Annotated in this window: 23 protein-coding genes; all 23 read left to right on the forward strand. The window is 65.7% G+C overall.

All coding sequences use genetic code 11. From position 1 onward, the window contains the following. Window positions 1–66 precede the first annotated feature (66 nt). The gene (locus AC5P65_RS16610) at window positions 67–765 is read left to right on the forward strand and encodes a hydrogenase maturation nickel metallochaperone HypA (protein WP_242015274.1); all 699 of its coding nucleotides are present in this window, start codon (window positions 67–69) and stop codon (window positions 763–765) included. 189 nt (window positions 766–954) lie between these two features. Further along, window positions 955–1,152 carry a hypothetical protein gene (locus AC5P65_RS16615; RefSeq protein ID WP_495215752.1) on the forward strand — a complete coding sequence of 66 codons (198 nt, stop codon included), beginning with the start codon at window positions 955–957 and terminating at the stop codon, window positions 1,150–1,152. Continuing rightward, window positions 1,149–1,613 carry a lysozyme gene (locus AC5P65_RS16620; RefSeq protein ID WP_188250652.1) on the forward strand — a complete coding sequence of 155 codons (465 nt, stop codon included), beginning with the start codon at window positions 1,149–1,151 and terminating at the stop codon, window positions 1,611–1,613. Before AC5P65_RS16615 ends, AC5P65_RS16620 begins: the two co-directional genes overlap by 4 nt. After that, the gene (locus AC5P65_RS16625; RefSeq protein ID WP_495215753.1) at window positions 1,610–2,086 is read left to right on the forward strand and encodes a lysis system spanin subunit; all 477 of its coding nucleotides are present in this window, start codon (window positions 1,610–1,612) and stop codon (window positions 2,084–2,086) included. Before AC5P65_RS16620 ends, AC5P65_RS16625 begins: the two co-directional genes overlap by 4 nt. Beyond that, window positions 2,083–2,427 carry a DUF1064 domain-containing protein gene (locus AC5P65_RS16630; protein ID WP_188250153.1) on the forward strand — a complete coding sequence of 115 codons (345 nt, stop codon included), beginning with the start codon at window positions 2,083–2,085 and terminating at the stop codon, window positions 2,425–2,427. Before AC5P65_RS16625 ends, AC5P65_RS16630 begins: the two co-directional genes overlap by 4 nt. A gap of 162 nt (window positions 2,428–2,589) precedes the next feature. Further along, the gene (locus AC5P65_RS16635; protein WP_188250154.1) at window positions 2,590–2,880 is read left to right on the forward strand and encodes a hypothetical protein; all 291 of its coding nucleotides are present in this window, start codon (window positions 2,590–2,592) and stop codon (window positions 2,878–2,880) included. Next, window positions 2,880–3,278, forward strand: coding sequence for an HNH endonuclease signature motif containing protein (locus AC5P65_RS16640; RefSeq protein WP_495215754.1), 399 nt, complete (start codon window positions 2,880–2,882; stop codon window positions 3,276–3,278). Before AC5P65_RS16635 ends, AC5P65_RS16640 begins: the two co-directional genes overlap by 1 nt. A gap of 78 nt (window positions 3,279–3,356) precedes the next feature. After that, complete coding sequence (locus AC5P65_RS16645) at window positions 3,357–3,737, forward strand: hypothetical protein (RefSeq protein WP_065179332.1); 381 nt, start codon at window positions 3,357–3,359, stop codon at window positions 3,735–3,737. Window positions 3,738–3,740: 3 nt separating this feature from the next. Next, entirely contained in the window at window positions 3,741–5,411 is a 1,671-nt protein-coding gene (locus AC5P65_RS16650) for a terminase large subunit (protein ID WP_495215755.1), read from the forward strand. Continuing rightward, on the forward strand, window positions 5,411–6,715 hold the full coding sequence (locus AC5P65_RS16655; RefSeq protein WP_495215756.1) for a phage portal protein: 1,305 nt from the start codon (window positions 5,411–5,413) through the stop codon (window positions 6,713–6,715). Before AC5P65_RS16650 ends, AC5P65_RS16655 begins: the two co-directional genes overlap by 1 nt. After that, window positions 6,702–7,439: a head maturation protease, ClpP-related gene (locus AC5P65_RS16660; protein ID WP_495215757.1), complete on the forward strand. Its 738-nt coding sequence runs from the start codon at window positions 6,702–6,704 to the stop codon at window positions 7,437–7,439. Before AC5P65_RS16655 ends, AC5P65_RS16660 begins: the two co-directional genes overlap by 14 nt. A gap of 68 nt (window positions 7,440–7,507) precedes the next feature. Beyond that, window positions 7,508–8,752, forward strand: coding sequence for a phage major capsid protein (locus AC5P65_RS16665; RefSeq protein WP_495215758.1), 1,245 nt, complete (start codon window positions 7,508–7,510; stop codon window positions 8,750–8,752). 57 nt (window positions 8,753–8,809) lie between these two features. Continuing rightward, complete coding sequence (locus tag AC5P65_RS16670; protein WP_495215759.1) at window positions 8,810–9,214, forward strand: hypothetical protein; 405 nt, start codon at window positions 8,810–8,812, stop codon at window positions 9,212–9,214. A gap of 3 nt (window positions 9,215–9,217) precedes the next feature. Continuing rightward, window positions 9,218–9,640, forward strand: coding sequence for a head-tail connector protein (locus AC5P65_RS16675; RefSeq protein ID WP_188250159.1), 423 nt, complete (start codon window positions 9,218–9,220; stop codon window positions 9,638–9,640). After that, complete coding sequence (locus AC5P65_RS16680) at window positions 9,637–9,969, forward strand: phage head closure protein (protein ID WP_495215760.1); 333 nt, start codon at window positions 9,637–9,639, stop codon at window positions 9,967–9,969. The genes AC5P65_RS16675 and AC5P65_RS16680 overlap by 4 nt, the downstream gene beginning before the upstream one ends. Further along, the gene (locus AC5P65_RS16685; protein WP_134729610.1) at window positions 9,962–10,465 is read left to right on the forward strand and encodes an HK97-gp10 family putative phage morphogenesis protein; all 504 of its coding nucleotides are present in this window, start codon (window positions 9,962–9,964) and stop codon (window positions 10,463–10,465) included. The genes AC5P65_RS16680 and AC5P65_RS16685 overlap by 8 nt, the downstream gene beginning before the upstream one ends. Next, window positions 10,462–10,824 (forward strand): tail completion protein gp17, encoded by a 363-nt coding sequence (gene gp17, locus AC5P65_RS16690; RefSeq protein ID WP_049450661.1) that lies wholly within the window; start codon window positions 10,462–10,464, stop codon window positions 10,822–10,824. Before AC5P65_RS16685 ends, gp17 begins: the two co-directional genes overlap by 4 nt. Window positions 10,825–10,902: 78 nt before the next feature. After that, complete coding sequence (locus tag AC5P65_RS16695) at window positions 10,903–11,376, forward strand: phage tail tube protein (RefSeq protein WP_049432443.1); 474 nt, start codon at window positions 10,903–10,905, stop codon at window positions 11,374–11,376. 125 nt (window positions 11,377–11,501) lie between these two features. After that, window positions 11,502–11,876: a hypothetical protein gene (locus tag AC5P65_RS16700; RefSeq protein WP_099539895.1), complete on the forward strand. Its 375-nt coding sequence runs from the start codon at window positions 11,502–11,504 to the stop codon at window positions 11,874–11,876. Window positions 11,877–11,932: 56 nt separating this feature from the next. Beyond that, entirely contained in the window at window positions 11,933–12,169 is a 237-nt protein-coding gene (locus AC5P65_RS16705; protein ID WP_238379404.1) for a hypothetical protein, read from the forward strand. Between the two features lie 2 nt (window positions 12,170–12,171). After that, a complete protein-coding gene (locus AC5P65_RS16710; protein ID WP_495215761.1) occupies window positions 12,172–14,139 on the forward strand; it encodes a hypothetical protein in 1,968 nt (655 codons plus the stop codon). A 22-nt stretch (window positions 14,140–14,161) separates the two neighbouring features. Further along, on the forward strand, window positions 14,162–14,905 hold the full coding sequence (locus AC5P65_RS16715) for a hypothetical protein (RefSeq protein WP_495215762.1): 744 nt from the start codon (window positions 14,162–14,164) through the stop codon (window positions 14,903–14,905). 33 nt (window positions 14,906–14,938) lie between these two features. Beyond that, the gene (locus AC5P65_RS16720) at window positions 14,939–15,268 is read left to right on the forward strand and encodes a hypothetical protein (protein WP_188250162.1); all 330 of its coding nucleotides are present in this window, start codon (window positions 14,939–14,941) and stop codon (window positions 15,266–15,268) included. Window positions 15,269–15,273: the final 5 nt, after the last annotated feature.

Consider the following 15,273-nt stretch of genomic DNA (forward strand, 5'->3'; position numbering starts at 1 on the left):
AATAGAAGACAACCAAGCGCGATCGCGCGCTGCACGAGCAAACCACCAAGGGGAAGGCGCATGGGAATGAACGAGGCACGCGAACTGTTGTCGAGCCGGACTGGCCCAAGGACGATGAGCTTCGACGGATCAGCCGGTGGCCCTTCCACCCAAGAGATCGTCGCAGCATTGGCAGATGTTCCGCATGGGTTGGGGCATGAGCTGCTGCAGGCACTGTGGTGGCCGGAGAGCGGCCAACGTCGTCGAGAGCAGTTGCGCCAGGCCGTCGTCAGCTTGGTCGCACCGGAGTTCACCCGCCAGATGCACGATCTTGCCGATGCCCGGACGGAGTTCGGGATCGCCAAGGCCAGCATGGGCTGGGGCGGGGGCACGGTGACTGATGTGCAGCGACGTGAGCTGCGGCGTGCCGAGCAGGCGCTGGAGAATGCACGGTCGGCGGCGTGGCCGAACAACACGATGGAACAACTTGGGGTGCTGGCCGGGGCGGTGATCGAAGAGATGGCCGGGGCGTGCGAGTGTTCCCGCTGTGGAGGCAAGAAGGTCCTTGTGGACCCGTCGATCGCGGGAATCCTGAACTGTGACAGCTGCGGCGGAAGTGGCTTCGATCCGCTCAGCGGCCGAAAGCGTGCGGCTGCCATCGGTGCCGACTGGTCCGCCTACAGCCGGTTCTGGCGACCGGTCTATGAGTGGATGCTTTTCAACTTCCGTGCAGCCGAGGCGCGCGCTGCCAGGCAGCTCAGTAAGGCGCTCACGCGGGCCGCATAGCGATGACTTCCTAGGTCATCGGAAAAGGCGGCAATCTTGTCACCATCCAATCGCAAGCCCCGGCCCAGCCGGGGCTTTTTCTTTGCCCGCGTCCCAGCCGGACAAACTCTCGTGCCGAGCCGGCGCTAGGGGCGGGCACCAATCAACCGGGAGGGGCATATGCCGAACCGGACGACCTACGGGGCCACCATGAAGGACGAAATCATTGGCACTGCCGCTGGTGCTGTAGCGAAGGCTGCTCCACCGGTGACGGTAGCCGGCGCGGTCGCCGCAGGGGCGAACCTCGATCGCGTGGTGGTGGTCCTGACGATCATCTACCTGGTGGGCCAGATCAGCTACCTGGGCTGGCGCTGGGTTCGCGAGTGGCGGCAGAGGGCGCGAACATGAAGGCGAAGATCATTGGTAGCAGCGCCGCCGCCGTCATCGCTCTGGCTGCGGCGGCGCTGGTAAAGCCATGGGAGGGCTACTCGGCGACTCCATATGTCGACATGGTAGGCGTTGCCACCTACTGCTACGGCGATACCAGCCGCCCGGAAAAGGCGGTCTACACCGAGCAGGAGTGCGCCGAGAGGTTGAACAGCCGGCTTGGGCAGTACCTGACCGGTATTCAGGCATGTATCCGCGTCCCACTACAGCCCCACGAGGCTGCGGCTCTGCTCAGCTGGACCTACAACGTGGGCGTAGGCGCTGCTTGCCGCTCAACACTGGTGGGGCGTATCAACGCTGGCCAGCCCGCCGCGAGCTGGTGCCCGGAGCTGGACCGCTGGGTCTACGCCGGCGGCAAGCGCGTGCAAGGATTGGTGAACCGCCGCGCGGCAGAACGGGCCATGTGCGAGGGCAAGTCATGAGCCGTATCACCGTTGTGGTCATCGGACTCGGCTTGTGGTCCGCCGCCATGTTTGGTGCCGGCTGGAATTGGCGAGGTAACCGGGCGGAGGCGAGTGAAGCCCATCAGCGTGGCACCGCAGCCTTTGCCGTGGCCGAACAGGTGAATCAGGCCCGAGCCGTCGAACACCGCCAGGCGGAAAGCCTCGCAACCATCGGAGCAAAACATGAAGAAGACCGCGCTGTGGCCGAGACCGTCCCTGCTGCTGTTGTGGCTGACCTGCGCGCTGGTCGTCTCCAGCTGCGCGACGACCTCGCCACCTGCAATACCGCTCGCCTGTCCGAAGCCGTCGCCGGCGCCATCGAACGTGACCAGGCAGCCCAACTACGAGAAGAGGTCGCGGGCGCTCTTGTTCAAATCGGACGAGACGCCGACGACCACGTCCGGGCCTGCCAGGCCGTGATCGCAGCTGACCGTCAACCGGTGACGCCATGAACCGCCGGCTGCTGGCACTGGGCCGGTTGAAGACCGGCGAGATGAACAAGACCGAGGCTGCGTATGCCGAGCGGCTGCGCGCGCTGCAGGCTGCGGGCGAGGTCCAGTGGCACCGGTTCGAGGGCATGAAGCTGCGGCTGGCAGACAACACGTTCTACACCCCGGACTTTGCGGTCATGGCTGCCGACGGCGTCATGGAGTGCCACGAGGTCAAGGGGCACTGGCAGGACGATGCACGGGCCAAGATCAAGATCGCAGCGGCCATGTACCCGTTCCGCTTCATTGCGGTGAAGGCCAGGCCCAAGCGGGACGGCGGTGGCTGGGCAGTGGAGGAGTTCTGATGACTGCGACATTGCGCGCGTCGATACGCATGCGGTGGTGGCTGCGCTGCTACCTCGCCGCAGTGATGTGGTTCGCCCGGGCAACGGGGATGGAGCCGGACTGGGACCGGGTCGACCGGTGGATACGCCGTGGCCTGGTGCTGCAAACAATGAGGATTGCTGATGAACGCTGCACGGATTGAATCGCTGGCGGCTGACCTGGATGCCGAGCGGGCTGCGCGCGCTGCTGCTATTGCCGCCTTGGTCTCGCGCATTGACGGAAGCACCGACAGTCGCATCGACCGACTGGTCGGGATCATCGAGCAGCAGGGCAAGCAGATCGCCGAGCTGGCCATGCATGTGGGCCTGCTGGTGCAGGCCGTGGCCCAGCTGCTGGGCGAGGAGGCTGGTGCACCTGTGCAGGACGAAGGGGCCGAGCCTGCGCGCGTCGACCTGGACGGGAACCCCTACTGATGCCCACCAGGCCACCGCAGCATCGTGCTGCCGGCTGGCGCCCCTACAAGGAGACCAGCGCCCAGGTCCGCAAGAGGCAGGCGCGCCGCGCGCTGCCCACCAACTGCTCGCTGTGGCGCCGGATTCGTGCGGTGGTGCTGGCCCGTGAGCCCCTGTGCAGGTGCTGTGCTGAGCAGGGCAGGGTGCGGGCGGCCACTGAGGTCGACCACATTGACGGGGACGACGCCAACAACGCCGACAGCAACCTGCAGCCACTGTGCCGGCCGTGCCATAGCGCGAAGACGGCGCGGGAAAACGGCGGGTTCGGCAGGGACACGCACCAGCATCGCGGAGGTGAGCGACCAGTGAGTTATCCACCGAAAGCTGAACGGAAAGGGAGGGGGGAGGGTCAAAGTTGAGGGCCTTCCTCTCCCGATACGCGCGCCCCCCTTTCTTCTCGCGTCCGCAGAATTTGAATTTCAGAAATGGGAGGTCCGATGGCTCGCCATCGACAGCCGAGGGAACTGGCCGAGCTGAAGGGCGCGACCAAGAAGGATCCGCAGCGCTACAAGAAGGAAGCGCCCAAGGCGAATGCTCCGTTGGGCAAGGCACCGGCACACCTTCCGACCGAGGTCGCAGTGGTCTGGAAGGAGCTGGAGAAGTGCGCCCTGCCTGGCGTCCTGACCAGCGCCGACCGTTTCATCATGGAGGTGGCGTCATCGCTGCTTTCCGAGTTCCGTGCCAACCGCGGCGAGTTCGTTGCGGCCAAGTACTCCCACCTGATCGGCTGCCTGGCGCGCCTGGGCCTGACCCCGGCTGACCGTCAGAAGCTGGGGACCGAAAAGACCCCGGAGGGCAACCCATTCGACGAGTTCTGATCCATGACGCCGAGCGAATCAGCCAAGGCATACGCCAAGGGCGTCACGTCAGGAAAGGTCCCCGCCGGCGAGTTCATCCGTCTGGCGTGCCAGCGGTTCCTGGATGACCTGAAGCGCAAGGGGGCCGACTGGCCCTACAAGTACGACGCCGAGAAGGCGGACCGCGCGGTGCGGTTCATGGAGAAGATGCCGCACACGAAAGGAAAGTGGGCGGCGCAGAAGCGCCTGCTGGTGCTGGAGCCCTGGCAGCACTTCATCGAGTGCAATCTGTTCGGCTGGGTCCACAAGAAGACCGGGCATCGGCGCTTCCGCCGCGCATACGAGGAGATCCCGCGCAAGAACGGCAAGTCGTTGCGACTGGCTGCCCGTGGCCTGTACCTGTTCTGCGCTGACGGAGAGGCGGGCGCGGAGGTCTATTCGGGCGCTACCAGCGAGAAACAGGCGTACGAGGTGTTCCGCCCGGCCTGGCAGATGGTCCAGAAACTGCCGGCGCTGCGCGCCCGCTTCGGTATCGAACAGGCGGGCAACCCGAAGAACCCGGGGCCGCTGTTCGTCATGGAGGACATGTCCAAGTTCGAAACTATGATCGGCAAGCCCGGTGACGGTTCCAGCCCGCACGCGGCGCTGGTGGACGAGTACCACGAACATGACGATGACCACATGGTCGACGCCATGGAAACCGGCATGGGCGCGCGCGAGCAGCCCCTGCTGTCGATCATCACCACGGCAGGCACCAACCTCTCCGGCCCATGCTTCGAGATGCGAGGCGATGCCATCCGCATCCTGCGCGGCGAGGTGACCGATGAGACGGTGTTCGCGGCGATTTACTGCATAGACGAGGGCGACCGCTGGGACGATCCGGCGAGCCTGCGCAAGGCCAACCCGAACTACGGCGTTTCCGTGTTCGAGCAGTTCCTGCTCGACCAGCTCGCCAAGGCAAAGCGGTCGGCCAGCAAGCAAAGCGCGTTCCGTACCAAGCACCTGAATGACTGGGTCGGCGCCAAGCTGGCATGGATGAACATGCTGGCCTGGCAGCGACAGAAACGACGGTTTGAGGTGTCCGATTTTGCGGGCTGTCCGTGCTGGGTGGGCGTCGATCTGGCATCCAAGCTGGACGTGGCTGCCGTGGTGCTGCTGTTCGAGAAGGGCGATAGCTACTACGTCATTCCCCGGTTCTACGTGCCGGAGTCGGCCGTGGAGGAAAACGAGAAGTACCAGCAGTTCCTGCTGGACGAGCTGATCGTGTCCACGCCCGGGAACATGACGGACTACGCGTTCATCGAAGAGGAGCTGAAAGAGCTTGCGGCACAGGGCGTCGACGTGCGGGACATTGCCTTTGACCCGGCCCAAGCGGCGTACCTGATGACGCGCCTTGAACAGGAAGGGCTGCCGACCGTGGAGATGGCGCAGTCAGTGCGCAATCTCTCCGAGCCCATGAAAGAAGTGGAGGCGCTGATCCTGTCGCGGCGCCTGTGGCACGACGGCAACGCGGCCATGACCTGGATGATGGGCAACGTCGTGGCGCGCGTGGATGCCAAGGAACACGTCTATCCCCGCAAGGAAAAGATGGAAAGCAAGATCGACGGCGCGGTGGCGCTAATCATGGCTATGGGCCGCGCCATGCAGGCGCGGGACACCGGCACAACCCAACAAGGCTTCGTGGTGATCGACTGATGTTCGGACTATTCGAGAAGAACCGGCGGGCCGATGCCCGCGACCGTATCGAGCCGACGATCAGCAACCTGGTCGACGGCGAGGTGATCCAGTCCTCCGGCATGGGCATGTTCGAGGTATTCGGGAACCCGACGACGGCCTCCGGAGCCGTGGTCAGCCCGGAATCGGCGATGCGGGTTTCGGCGGTGTTCGCTGCCGTTTCGCTGCTGGCCGGCGCGATCGCACAGCTGCCGCTGCCTGTGTTCCAGCGGGTGGGCGGCCATCGCAAGCGGGCGGAGCATGACTACTGGTGGCTGCTGAACGAGCAGTTCTCCTCCGGCTGGTCGAGCGCCACCGGCTGGGAGTTCATCGTCGGCCAGATGCTGCTGCGCGGTGATGGCGTGGTGTACGTGACGCGCAACCGTGCTGGGGTGGCGACCGGGTTGATCCCCTGGCCACGCGACAGGGTGATGATCCTCAAGCAGGAGAAGACCAGCCCACGGGAGCCGACACGCCTGCAGTACACGTTCCACGATGCGGACGGGTACTTCACCGTCGACCAGGACGACGTGCTCCATTTCCCCGGCTTCGGTTTCAACGGCGTGCACGGCATGTCGGTGATCCAGTGGGGCGCGCGGAACGGCATCGGCATCGCTATCCAAGGTGACGAGCACGCGGGCAAGTTCTTCAGTGAGGGCGGCAAGCCCGAAGTGGCCATCCGTACGCCGAACAAGATGACCACCGCCCAGCAGGATGATTTCCGCGACGCCTGGGTCAAGAAGTACGGCGGGGTGCAGGGCAACCGTCGGATCCCCTTGGTCCTGACCGAGGGGCTGGAGGTTCACGAGCTGACTATGTCGGCGGTCGACCAGCAGCTGCTGGAGTCCCGACAGTGGCAGGTGATCGACGTAGCCCGCGCCTTCGGTGTGCCGCCCCACATGATCGGTGAAACCACCAAGTCGACGAGCTGGGGCAGTGGCATCGAGAGCATGGGCATCGGCTTCGTGAAGTACACGCTGGGCCCGCACCTGAAGCGGATCAAGGACGAGTTGAACCGCAAGCTGTTCCGCACGCCGCGCTACTTCGTTGAGCACAACGTGGACATGTTCATGGCCGGCGACTCGAAGACGCAGGCCGAGTACTTCAGCAAGGCGTTGGGTGGCCCTGGCACCCAAGGCTGGATGGTCGTCAATGAAGTCCGCCGCCTCAAGAACCTGCCTCCCATCGAGGGCGGCGACAAGCTCTACCAACCGAAAGACCCCGCGCCACCGGCGAAGCCGGACGGCGACGACCCTGAAAGGAACCCTGAAGATGCCGATTCCTAAGCTGCTGCAGCTGGCCAAGAACAACGCCGGCCAGTCCAAGCCCATCCGGGCGGAGACCGAAGGTAAGGAGGCAACCATCTACCTGCACGGCGTCATCGGCGGGTGGTGGGGCGACATTGACGAGACGATGTTTGCCCAAGCCATGGCCGGCATCGAGGCGGACGTCATTCATCTGCGCATCGACTCGCCCGGCGGCGACGTGTTTGCGGCCCGGTCCATGATGACCGCCATCGCCCAGCACAAGGCCACTGTCATCGCCCACATCGATGGCTTGGCTGCCTCGGCTATGACCGGGGTCTGCATGGCGTGCGACAAGGTCGAGATCAGCCAAGGTGGTGCGTTCATGATCCACAACGCATGGACCATCACGGTCGGCAACAAGGCCGACATGACCAAGACTGGTGAACTGCTGGCCAAGATCGATGCCGGCCTGGCCGGCGACTACACCCGCCGTACTGGGAAGGATCAGGCGCAGATCGTCCAGTGGATGGACGAAGAGACCTGGTTCACGGCCGACGAAGCCAAGGAACACGGCTTCGCAGACGAGGTGGTGGAGATCGTGGGCAAGAAGAAGACGTCCAACACCTGGGACCTGTCCGCCTACGACAACGCGCCTGCCGCACTGGCCAACCGCACCCCCGATCCCGAAGACGGCGCCGCCGTCGCCGCCCACAAGGCCAACCTGTCGCGCCGTCTGGCGCTGCTGGAACGCTCCGCTGCGTAAGCGACTCCCGCCCGCAGTTCATCCCGACCGCCGAAAGGCGGTTTTTTTTCGACACGAGGAAATCACCAATGCCCTTCAACATTCAGGCCGAGCGGGAGCGCCGCACCGCGCTGGCAAAGGAAACCCGCAACCTGCTGGACACCAGCACCGGTGACGGCAACAAGTGGACGCAGGAGAACCAGGCCAAGTACGACAACAACATCGCCGAGATCGAGCGCATCGACGCGGCGATCGAGCGTCATCAGAAGGTCATGGACCTGACGGCCGACGAGGCACTGCGCGAGCAGGGCGTGCGTGAACACGACACCGCCAACCGCGGCGGCCGGGAGCTGTCCAACGAGGAGCGCCTGTTCGACCGCTGGGCGCGTGGCGGTGACAGCGCCCTGAGCGCCGAGGACTGGAAGCAGGTCAACGCGGCCATGTCGGGTAACCCGGCCGTCAATCCGGAGCAGGGCGGCTACACCGTGCCGACCACGCTGGCCGAGCAGATCCTGGATGCCCTGAAGGCGTTCGGCGGCATGCGTCAGGTCGCCGACGTGTTCCGCACGGCCGGCGGCGAGCCGATGCAGTACCCGACCAGCGATGGCACCTCCGAAGAGGGCGAGCTGGTCGCCGAGAATCAGGCGGCAGCTGACCAGGACGTGGCCTTCGGCACCAAGGGCCTGCAGGTGTACAAGTACAGCTCCAAGGTGGTCACCGTGCCGTGGGAGCTACTGCAGGACAGCACGGCCGATATCGCAGGCTTCATCGAGAAGCGCCTGCAGACCCGCCTGGGCCGCGTCACCAACCGCCACTACTCCGTCGGCACCGGCGTCGGCCAGCCGATGGGCGCCTTTACTGCCGCGACGGTGGGCAAGATCGGCGCTGTCTCGGCGCTGCCGATCATCACCTACGACGACCTGGTCGACCTGGAGCACAGCGTCGATCCGGCATATCGCCAGCTGGCCAAGTGGATGTTCCACGACGACATGCTGAAGCTGATCCGCAAGGTGAAGGACGACCAGGGCCGGCCGATCTTCGTGCCGGGCTACGAGCAGGGCAATCCGGGCGGTGCGCCGGATCGTCTGATGAATCGCGATATCCAGATCAACCAGCACGCCCCGGTCCCGGCCGCAGGCGCCACGTCGATCGCGTTCGGCGACTTCAGCTACTACAAGATCCGCGACGTGATGGCCGTGACCCTGTTCCGCTTCAACGACTCGGCCTACGTGAAGAAGGGCCAGGTGGGCTTCATGGCCTGGATGCGCTCTGGCGGCAACCTGGTTGACGTGGGCGGCGCGGTGAAGACCTTCAAGCACGGCGCCGCGGCTTAACCGCCTCGGCCCACGAACGGAGGGACGCCCCAGCGCGGGCGTCCCTCGGAGACGATCATGGCAAAGCAGAAGAACACCTCCGCGCAGGCGGCCAGCGGTCCGGCCGACGCGCGGGAAGCGCCCGCTGCGGTAGTGGACGCAGCGGCTGGCCAGGGCGAGCAGCCGGACGCCGAAAGCCCCGACGCTGACGCGGCAGCCGTCGTCAGTGAGCCAGAGACGGACGAGGGCCGAGACAGCCAGAGGCCCGAAACCGTGGAGGCGGACAACGACCTGCCACCACCGGATGAAGAACCGGCTCCGCCGGAGGGCGAAACCGTGCCGGCGCTGGTGCTCAGTAACAACCACCTCGGGAGGGTTGGCCAGGTGATCCAGGTCAACGCGGCTCACGTTGAGGCGCTGCGCCTTGGCGGGCTGATCGACCCCCACCCTAATGCCATCAAGTCGGCCACGCCGGAGGAATGACCCATGCTGCGCACGTTGACCCCGGCGGCAGAGGAACCCGTGTCGCTGAGCGAAGCGAAGGCGCACCTGGTAGTTATCCACGATGCCGACGACGCGCTGATCGGCGCCTTCATCACCGCCGCGCGTGAGTCGGTGGAGCGCACCACGGGGTATGCGTTGGCAGCAGCGACCTATGAGTGGACCCCGGTCGGCGAGAGCCGCTCTCCGCTGCCGATCGAGCCGGCCACGCTCGACAGTGAAGCAGGCGCCTATCCGGTGAAGTTCACGACGACACCTGGCCCGCTTCCGGGACCGCTGCGCGCGGCCGTACTGCTGTTGCTGGGTGACCTGTACGCCAACCGCGAGGCGGTCGTGGCTGGCTCGCAGTTGGCCGAGAACCCAACCTTGGACCGGCTGATGTTCCCCTACCGGCGGGTGCTGCCATGAGGCGAGCAGGCAAATACCGGCATCGGATAGAGCTGCAGGATTACGGCCCGGTGCGTGATCCCCTCGGCGGGGACGTGAAGCAATGGCGTAGATGGCGGGCTGACGTGCCGGCAGAGGTGGTTCCGCTCTCGGGGCGAGAGTTCACTGCGGCCTCGGCCGAGCATGGAGAGGTGACTGCACGCATCGAGATCCCTTACCTGCCCGGGGTAGTGCCGACCATGCGCGTGGTGTTCGACGGGCAGGTGTACGCGGTTCGTGCGGTGCTGCCGGATGCGACGGCGCGCGGCCATATCACGCTGATGGTCGATGCTGGGGTGTCCGATGGCTGAGCAGGTGAAGATCGACGGCCTGGACGGCCTCCTGCGTTCACTGCGGGAGGCACCCAAGGCGATTCAAGGGCGAGCCGTGCAAGCCGGTATGCGCAAGGGTGGCAACGTCATCCGTGACGATGCTCGCCGCCGGGCCCCGAGAGCATCGGGGTTCATGGCCTCGCAGATCGTCACCCGCCGGGCCAACACCAAGAGCCGGCAGCGCGCAGGTGTAGGCCGAGACGGCGAGTACTTCACGGTAGGGGTTAAGACCGGTCGCCGCCGCAAGTACGCCAACACCAAGCGCAACCGGCGCCGCGGTCGCGTTGGGAAGGTCTATGAGGAGGCGGGCTGGGCCTATTACTGGCGCTTCAAGGAATTCGGCACCAGGAAGATGAGGGCCGAGCCGTTCCTCACGCCGGCAGGCGAGGCCAAGGGGCCGGAGGCGGCGCAGGTGATCATCAATGAAACCTGGGCGGCCCTCGACAAGCAGCTGAAGAAGGATGGCTGGCGATGATGGTTCCCCTGATCCAGTCCCTGCTGCAGGGTGATGCAGCGGTTCGGCATGTGCTGGGCGACCCGATCCGGTTGTGGCCGGGAACCGCGCCGCAGGATGCAGCACTGCCCTACGCGACGTGGGAGGTGGTCGGCGGATCGCCCACCGCGATGCTGTCCGATGCGCCGCCGGCCGACGGCTGGCGAGTCCGATTGACCGTGTGGGGCAAAGCCATGACGCAGGCCAACGGCGCGGCCGTCGCCATCCGCGACGCGATCGAGCGCGTGGGCAGCATCGAGTCTTACAACCCGACGCCTGACAGCGACGGCACGGACGCCTTTGGCATCTCCTTCGACGCCAGGCTCCTGCAACTGCGCTGAACCACACAACGGCAAACCACTGGCCCCGCAAGGGGCCTTTTTCATGCCCGGCGACGGGCGCAACACAAGGAAACCCTTATGGGACAGGTAATCAAGTCGAAGCATTCGCAGCTGTTCGTCGCCATCGCCGCGGCCTCGGTCATCAAGGTGACCCGCCTGCGCTCGGTCGGCTTTCCCGATGGCCAGGCATCGGAGATCGATATCTCCGACTACGACGACGACTGGGACCAGTTCGTCGCCGGCCGCAAGCAGACCGGCAGCACCAGCATCGAGATCATCTATGACAGCGTCGACCACGAGAAGCTGGAGGAGCTGCACGAGACCGGTGCCGTCGTGAACTGGCTGGTGACCGCGCCGCTGTCGGAAACCGAGGGCGTGGCGAAGCCGGAAGCTGTCGACGGCAAGATCACTCCGCCAACCACGGTGCTGTCCAAGCAGTTCGATGGCTTCGTGCAGAACTTCGCGGTGACCAGCCAGGACAACGATGTATGGAAGGCCACGATCACCATCCGCGGCTCTGGCGCCGTCACCACGCACCGCCCGACGCCGTAAGGCTGCGGCAACGGCGCACACCCAGGCCCGCTCCGGCGGGCCATCTCTCTGACAGGGCGCGCGGATCCTCCGCGTGTTAGCCGTGCGCGGCCCGCGCGCCCTGTCGCCATTCGAGGAAACGGCCAATGAGCAAGACCAACGACACCCCCCAAACCCAGCCGCAGCAGCCCCTGAGCGTCCTGCAGTCATTCACCAACCTGGGCATGTTCGCGTCCAAGGACGTGCATGCCGACACCATTACCCTGCCCAATGGTGCCAAAGCTCAGTTCCACGTGCGCGAGCTGCCGGATGCGGAGTTCCGCAAGCTGTGGGGTGAAGGCGACCGCGCCAAGCTGATCGCGGCAACCATCTGCGACGAGGACGGCAAGCCCGTCATGAACGTGGAACAGGCCGCCCAGCTCAAACCGCTGGTGGCTGCTGAGCTGCAGCGCGTGGCCATGAAGCACTCCGGTTTCGGTGACGACGCTGCCCAGGCACAGGCCGACGCGGGAAACGGCTAAGGCAGCGCGGCGAGGACTGGTTCTGGAAGGTTCTCGCCGGCCACCTGCATCGCACGGTGGCGGAGCTGCAGGCGAGCATGTCGCGCCGGGAGTTCCTGGAATGGTGGGAGTTCCACAAGCGGAACCCCATCGACCCTGTAAGCCTGCACATCAAGCCCGCTGCCTTCGCCGCATACATCACTGCCTCACACAGCCAAGGCGGCACCAAGCGCTCCTTTCAGGAGTACCTGGACACACTTGTTCCACGTTCCGAGGAGGACGAGGCACAGGACTGGTTCGATCGACTGGGATAGCCATGACCGACACTTTCGGGCGGTTCGCCGCCACGCCCATTGGCCCGTTACTCGCTGCGCGAGATGGCGGGCTTACCCTGGCCACCACCGGCGCCACCGCGCTGGCCAGCCACGCGCGCTCCGACTTCGGCCTTGATGCCGGGACGGTGGGCGTGGAGTTTGCGGTGTGGGGTGATGACGCCCTTGCAGCCCTCGTAGGCTTCGCCACAGGCCCGGCAGCGCTGAACAAGGCGCTGGGTGCGGATCTCGCCAGCATCGGCTGGGACCTCGCCGCCGGGCGCCTGCTGCAGGCTGGAGGAGCGATCGCCACTTCCCTGCCGGCGGTGACCCACGGCGACATTGTCGGGCTGCAGGTCGTGTTCTCGACCCCTCGCCAGCTGCGGCTCTACCTCAACGGCGCGCAGATCCTGGTGCGCGAGCTGCAGCTGTCCGGGCCACTGTTCTTCGCCGCGTCACTGGCCGCCACCAAGGCGGGCGGGCTGTGCCTTGCGGTCAACGCGGGGCAGTGGGGGCCGCGAAGTGAAGCGGCTGCAGCTGGGTGGCGGCTCCCCACTGCCAACGTCAGTCCCACGCGCCTGGCGGACGTTGACTGGCTGTCTGCGCCCGGCGACAGCCCGGCGAACGTTCGCTACGAGGGGTTGGTGGCCGAGGGCGTCAACCTGATCCAGGAGCTGGCGTTCTGGCCGTGGGGCGGTGACCCGGTGTCCCAGGCCGCGGCCGCCGAGTGCGTCGTGGTCGATGTGGACGGTTTGCTGGACGGGATGGCGGGCACTGGTGCCTCTGGCAGCTCGGTGCAGATCCTGCTGGCGCCCGAAAACGGGATGCGGGCCGACGCGGTCCCGGCCTTCCGTTGCGCGATCGAGCAGATCGAGATCAACGACGACGGCACCAAGACGCTTCACCTGCGTGACGCGCACGACTACCTGGATGAAACCATCAACCGGGGCGTGTTCCTGCCGAACGTCCCTTCGCTGGCCTGGAAGCCGCAGCCGGTAGTAATCGGGGCAGTGGCCAGCGTCCCGGCAATGGGCGCCAACTCGGATGCGACTTCAATGTTCGTGGCCGACAGCCGGGTCTACATCGATGCGGTGATGGATCGCGGTGACCAGATGGAGGATGGCACTTACAGCGAGGCTCCGGACGGGCAGCAGCTGCTGTTGAAGTCACCCCCCGTGACGCCGGTTGTCGTGGACGCATCGAGCATCGGACCGAGCATGATGCCGGCGCGGTTGGAACAGGCGGTGGGTGATGTGATGGCCCGGTTGGGCCGGGCGGCGTGGTCGGCCAGCGACTGTGCGGATATCGACCACGCCACGGGTTACATGGGCCTCGGCTACTACGCAGGAACAGCCATCACCGGCCGCGCTGCGTTGAATTCGATCCTACCCAGCTACGGTGCCGGCTGCTACCAGGATCCATCCGGGGTGCTGCGCTTCGCCCGCGTGACCGCGCCCGAGACCTATGTCGGCGCGTTCGCCTTCGACCTGTCGGAGGATGATCTGGCGGCTGATCTGATCATGGTGCCCGATGATGCTCCGAACCTGACTCGACGCATGGCCTACCGACCCAACGGCCAAGCGCTGGGCGCGTCAGACCTGGTCACCGACGTTGTCGACGTGCCGCAGTCCAGGCGCGACGAACTGACCGGCCTTTACCGGGGGCAGGTGTATGGCGCTGGTCCGCTGCACGCCCACTACCAACGGGCAGAGGCTGCTGACCCGGTCATCTCATTGTTCTGGCATGCGGCCGACGCGCAGCAGGAGATTGATCGCGTCCTCGGCCTGTACCGGGTGCAGCGCCACTTCTACCAGCTGGCGGTGCGTGGTGATCAGGACTTGGCGCCCCTGCCGGGACAGATCGGCCGGATCACCTACGGACGTTACGGCCTCGACGACGGCAAGCCGGTGCTGGTGCGCCGTGTAGAGCGCAACCCTGCCACGGGGGACGTGGTGCTGACGGTGTGGGGATGATGACGTGTTGATTGGATATGGCATGCCGGCAGTCGCGACGGTGACCCTCACCGGTGGCACGTGGTTGAGTGCGGACCAGGGCTCGGCCCTCTTCGACGGAAAGCCTGGCAGGGCGTCGCGCATCCGCCGCACCAGCTCGCTGGCGATCACGATTACCCTGGCCGAGGCTGTTGTGCCGGGGATCATCGCGATTCTCGGCCTTAACATTCCGCCAGGCGTCCAGGTGAGCGCCGCCGGCGCGAGTGCCACCACCGTGCGACTGCCAGACGGCAGTGTCTGCGCCTGGCTGTTCCCGCAGGCCAGCGCCTTGGTATCGACGGTGTCCGTCGAGATCGACACAACTGCCACGAACGTCGACGTGGGCGAGATCGCGATCTTTCCGGCAGTCGAGGTGGGTATCAGCGACGGTTGGGCGGTGGCCACAACCGACAGCAGCGTGCACACCCGCACCAAGGGCGGCCAGGTCAACACGGTTCCCGGGCCTCTGTACCGCCGGCTCACCTGCACCTTGTCCGGCCGGGCGACAGCTGCCGTGCGCGGCGGTGGGCTGGGCGGGACCGATTGGGAGACGGTGGCGGCAGCGATCGCGGGGCGCCGGCGCTCCTGCGTTGTGCCGCAGTACCGGGACATGGTCAGCAAGGCATTCGACCCACTGCTAGCGGCGCGGTCGGCGCTCTACGGCTACCCGACACAGCTGCCATCGGCGGAGAACATCAGCCGGCAGTACTTCACGGGGTACATGGAATTTGAGGAAATCCCGACGTAACTGGCATGATCCCCGCAGATATCGGGAGGTTCTATGAAGCATCCAATCAGGTTGGCGCCGGTGCTGCTGCTCTCGCTGGCAGCTGGCTGTTCGACGGCACAGGACGATGGAGTCAAGCGCGGGTTGCTGAACTGCATGAGCGCGATTCAGGCGGCGTCAGCGGACCCGAGCCGCACCAAGGTGCCGTACGTAAAGGACATGGGATCCGCCAACGAACACTATTTCGCCTGGCCCGCCGGGGCCGGGCTGGTCCTTTCCGAAACAGGCGGTTCCACGAAGCCTGCATCCGCGTCGTGTGTCACGAACGCTGAGGGAACCGTGACACAGATGACCATCAACGGGTCGGAAATCCCGATTCCGTAGAACAT

It is taken from the genome of Stenotrophomonas sp. YJH_SMC_48-3, assembly GCF_059369375.1.